Genomic DNA, 3,725 nt, shown 5'->3' with positions numbered 1-3,725 from the left:
ACCGTCACCGACACCGACGGCACCACTCAGGAGGTGACCACGCAGCCGACTATCCCGGCGCTCAGCGCCTGACCCGACATGAAGATCACGCGGTAGTCGTCACACACCACGCCGGCGGACTTGACCGTGCCGGCAGCGCCAGTGACACGTGTCTTTCCTGCCGCAGGACGCGGCCCACGGCGGGGAAGCCGGCATGGGCTCTTCTAGCGCGCTGAAGGAAACCCATGCCGCGCACCGCCTCTACCGGCTCCTGCCGGGATCCGGCTGTCCGTCCGCCTGCAGCTCGAGCGCGGCGGAGTTGATGCAGTAGCGCTGCCCGGTGGGCGCGGGACCGTCGTCGAACACGTGGCCCAGGTGACCGTCACACCGAGCGCACATCACCTCGGTATGCACCATGCCGAAACCGCGGTCCGCCTCCTCCCGGACCGCAGAGGGACGGACCGGCTGCGTGAAGCTCGGCCATCCAGTGCCGGAGTCGAACTTCGTCTCCGAGGAGAACAACTCCTGGCCGCAACCGGCGCAGCGATAGCGGCCTGGTGTCTTGCTGTCGTAGTAGCGGCCGGTGAACGGCGGTTCGGTGCCCTTCTCGCGCAGGATGCGGTACAGCTCAGGATCCAGGCGCGCACGCCACGCGGACTGCGGCATGTCGACCTTCTCGGTCATTCCCAGGTCCTCCTCATGGTTCGACCCTCGTCACCCCTCGCCGGTCGAGGGAGCCGACGCATCAGTGGAGTGGGACGGCTCGCCCGTTACACCCGAGGTCGAGGATGGGGGCCGCCGGCGAACACACGGACACCCAGCCCGGACCCGGTCGTCGACGTGGCCGACCCGTCCACATGAGACAACTGACCGGCGGGGGGGGTGCGCTCTTGCCGTGGCCACACCGCAGCAGATCAGCCGGGCAGCGTGGCCGGCGCCAAGTACTCCTCGAGACGTCGGCGCACCCGTGCCCGTGCGCGGTGCAGCAGCACGCGCTGGTTACCGGGGGTGAGGTGGAGCTGCTCACACACCTCGTCGCTGGACCAGCCGTGCACGTCGCGGAGCACGATGACCTCCCGTTGGGCGGGTGGCAGCTCGTCAACCGCCTCCTGAACGACTTGCCGGACCTCCTTTGAGAGCAGTCGTTCCTGGGGCAGGGCTGACCAATCCTCGGGCAGGTTCAGCCAGTGCCCGGCATAGGGTCCGTCGTCCTGGAAACGGTCTGCATCCACCGCTCGGTCATCCTCCCCGGCTATGGCCACGGACGAGAAGGGGATCGAGCGAAACTCCAGGCCGGAGTAGCGCCTGGCGACGTTCACCAGAATCCGATGGATCCACGTACGTAAAGAGGAACGGCCCTCGAAGCTCTCCAGTCCGCGCAGCACGGCGACCCAGGTCTCCTGGACCACCTCTTCCGCGATGGCCGAATCATCCACGTACATGCGCGCCAACCGCACCATTGAGGAGTGCTGAGAACGCACGAATGCCCGGAACGCCGCCTCGTCCCCTCGGCGCAGCGCATGCAGGTCGGCGTCGGTCACCGCCGCTTGTCCAGCATCCAGCGGCGGTACAGACTGACGAGCCGATCCTCCGCCCCGGGAGCCACTGGATCGTCAGGATCGGCGGCCAGCGCGCGCACTGTCGTCCGGATCTGGTCCAGATGAATCTGGCAGCCCCGGCAACCGTCCAGGTGCGCGAGGAAACGCCACCGCTCCTCTTCGGTCAGCGCCTTCTCGAGGTAGTCGGTCACCAGCTCCACCAGCTGCTGGCACGTCAGGTCCACGGTCTCCATCGTCCCCCGCAAGGAGTCGCTCGGGCGGCAGACCCGATGAGGCCGCCACGAGGCAGGGTAGATCCGGCCGAGCTCGGGCGACGTCGGCGACGGACTACAGGTGCCGTCCCTGCCTGTGCCGTCCGACGGACGTGACCCGCATGCCGGGGGCCGGGAGGAGGCAGTGCCCCCTCCGCGGGGTGAGCTTCGAGGTCTCGCCCTGGGAACGATGGCCCATCTGTAACGAACAGGCCGCTCGACGTATCCAACGGTCGGCGGCTTCTCGCAGTGTGCTGGCGAGGTCGCTGATCGATGAGGGAGGATTCATGATTCGGAACAAGACCGCGATGGTGGCTCCGGGCGAGGCGCTGCGCGGCAGACAGCAGCCGATTCCCGTACCGGACCGGCATCACGTACTGGACACGCCGCTGAGAGCGCCATGGCCGGAGGGCTACGTGCAGGCGATGTTCGGCATGGGCTGTTTCTGGGGTGCCGAACGGCTGTTCTGGCAGCAGGAGGGGGTGTACAGCACCGCCGTCGGATACTCGGGCGGCTATACGCCCAACCCGACCTACGGCGAGGTCTGCAGCGGTCGGACCGGCCACGCCGAGGTGGTTTTGGTGGTCTACGACCCGGAGAAGGTCAGCTACGAGGAGCTGCTGAGAACCTTCTGGGAGCAGCACGACCCAACGACGCCGAACCGCCAGGGCAACGACGTCGGCACGCAGTACCGGTCGACGATCTACGTTTTCGACGACAGCCAGCGCGCCGCCGCCGAGGCGTCGCGCAACCAGTACCAGGCACAACTGCGCGATGCCGGCTATGGCAAGATCTGCACCGAGATCATCGATGCCGGGTCGTTCTACTACGCCGAGGAACACCACCAGCAGTACCTCGCCAAGAACCCCGGCGGTTACTGCAACCACGGCTTTTGCCAGGTCAGCTACGCGGTGAGCAGCTGACCCGGTGCGGGCACGGCCTCAGTACCCGTCCCCGACCGACCGCCCGTGCGACGTTCGGTCGTGGACTACCGCGCCGGTGAGATTGCCTGCGCTGACATGGCGTGCTTTCCTCTGACCGGCGAGATGCCTACGCCGCCCTCGACCCGCACTCGGCGCCGTAGACCGACCGCTACGGCGGCTCGGCGGACCACCGCGCTCGTTTCCTCATCGAGGTCTCCACCGCGGTCGCCGAGGCCATCGTGCCCGACCGGGCCGGGGTGCGGGTCTCTTCCGCCAACAGCTTCAACGACGTCCTCGACCACAAGACCGAGCAGATCTATGCCGCGGTCGTCGCCGGCCTCGAGCCGCGGGAACGCATGCCCCGTTTATCGACACGATTGGATCAAGTAGCGATGGCCATCTGGCAGACACGTACGACGACGCTGGAGTCGGCAGGGTCCACGGCCCTGCGCAGCGGATTGGCGCTGAACCTACTGTGGATTGGGCTGCTGAAGTTCGACGAATACGAGGTCGAGAATATTCGGCCTCTGACCTCGTCGAGCCCACTGTTCTCCCTCCTTTTAAAGAGGCTGGGTGAGCAGCGGGTGGCACGGCTGATAGGTGTAGCGGAGATCGCCATGGGGTCGGCGATCGCCGCGAAGCCGATCGCGCCGCGTGTATCCGCCATCGGCAGCCTTGGTGCTGTGGGGACCTTCCTCACAACGCTGAGCTTCCTCGCCACGACGCCGGGAGTTTGGCAGGAAGGCCGGAAACCCCCGAAGCTGTCGATGACAGGACAATTCCTGGTGAAGGACAGCGTCCTGCTCGGGGCGTCCCTGCTGACAGCCGCCGAATCACTGAAGGCCGCCAGACGCCGATAGCCCGGCTCCGGCGTTGGCCTCCCGCGCTAGATGACCTATTCCAAGGGTCAGTGGTCGTAGGCGATCAGTGATCGCGGGGTCGGTGCGCCGATGTGGTCGTTGTGCCAGATGGCCGCGGTGAGGGCCAGGATGCGTTGTAAAACCCGGACCAAG

General features: G+C 66.8%; 5 protein-coding genes and 2 pseudogenes. 3 read left to right on the top strand and 4 right to left on the bottom strand.

The window, feature by feature from the left end:
• Positions 1-240: 240 nt before the first annotated feature.
• From msrB to G5C62_RS25945, 3 genes are all read right to left on the bottom strand, one after another.
• The gene (msrB, locus tag G5C62_RS25955; RefSeq protein ID WP_164703270.1) at positions 241-663 is read right to left on the bottom strand and encodes a peptide-methionine (R)-S-oxide reductase MsrB; all 423 of its coding nucleotides are present in this window, start codon (positions 661-663) and stop codon (positions 241-243) included.
• 230 nt (positions 664-893) lie between these two features.
• Positions 894-1,520, bottom strand: a complete 627-nt coding sequence (locus G5C62_RS25950; RefSeq protein WP_206330871.1) for an RNA polymerase sigma factor — start codon at positions 1,518-1,520, stop codon at positions 894-896.
• Entirely contained in the window at positions 1,517-1,771 is a 255-nt protein-coding gene (locus G5C62_RS25945) for an anti-sigma factor (RefSeq protein ID WP_164703269.1), read from the bottom strand. Before G5C62_RS25945 ends, G5C62_RS25950 begins: the two co-directional genes overlap by 4 nt.
• Positions 1,772-1,950: 179 nt before the next feature.
• Between G5C62_RS25945 and msrA the strand changes: the two genes are divergently transcribed.
• The 3 genes and pseudogenes from msrA to G5C62_RS25935 all read left to right on the top strand — a co-directional run bounded on the left by msrA (position 1,951) and on the right by G5C62_RS25935 (position 3,572).
• On the top strand, positions 1,951-2,712 hold the full coding sequence (gene msrA / locus G5C62_RS25940; protein ID WP_241176145.1) for a peptide-methionine (S)-S-oxide reductase MsrA: 762 nt from the start codon (positions 1,951-1,953) through the stop codon (positions 2,710-2,712).
• A gap of 173 nt (positions 2,713-2,885) precedes the next feature.
• Positions 2,886-3,029: pseudogene (locus G5C62_RS28810) on the top strand (alkene reductase); the annotation flags it as partial.
• Positions 3,030-3,068: 39 nt separating this feature from the next.
• Entirely contained in the window at positions 3,069-3,572 is a 504-nt protein-coding gene (locus tag G5C62_RS25935) for a DUF417 family protein (protein WP_346774140.1), read from the top strand.
• A gap of 47 nt (positions 3,573-3,619) precedes the next feature.
• Here G5C62_RS25935 and G5C62_RS28420 read toward each other — a convergent pair.
• Positions 3,620-3,725: pseudogene (locus G5C62_RS28420) on the bottom strand (IS982 family transposase); the annotation flags it as partial.

Source organism: Modestobacter sp. KNN46-3, from assembly GCF_011039295.1.
This window is presented reverse-complemented; position numbering and strand designations above follow the sequence as displayed.

Excerpts from the sequence above, each read along its gene's own strand:
- G5C62_RS25935 (WP_346774140.1), top strand. The coding sequence starts at position 3,069 with ATGCCCCGTTTATCGACACGATTGGATCAAGTAGCGATGGCCATCTGG.
- G5C62_RS25945 (WP_164703269.1), bottom strand. The coding sequence starts at position 1,771 with ATGGAGACCGTGGACCTGACGTGCCAGCAGCTGGTGGAGCTGGTGACC.
- msrB (WP_164703270.1), bottom strand. The coding sequence starts at position 663 with ATGACCGAGAAGGTCGACATGCCGCAGTCCGCGTGGCGTGCGCGCCTG.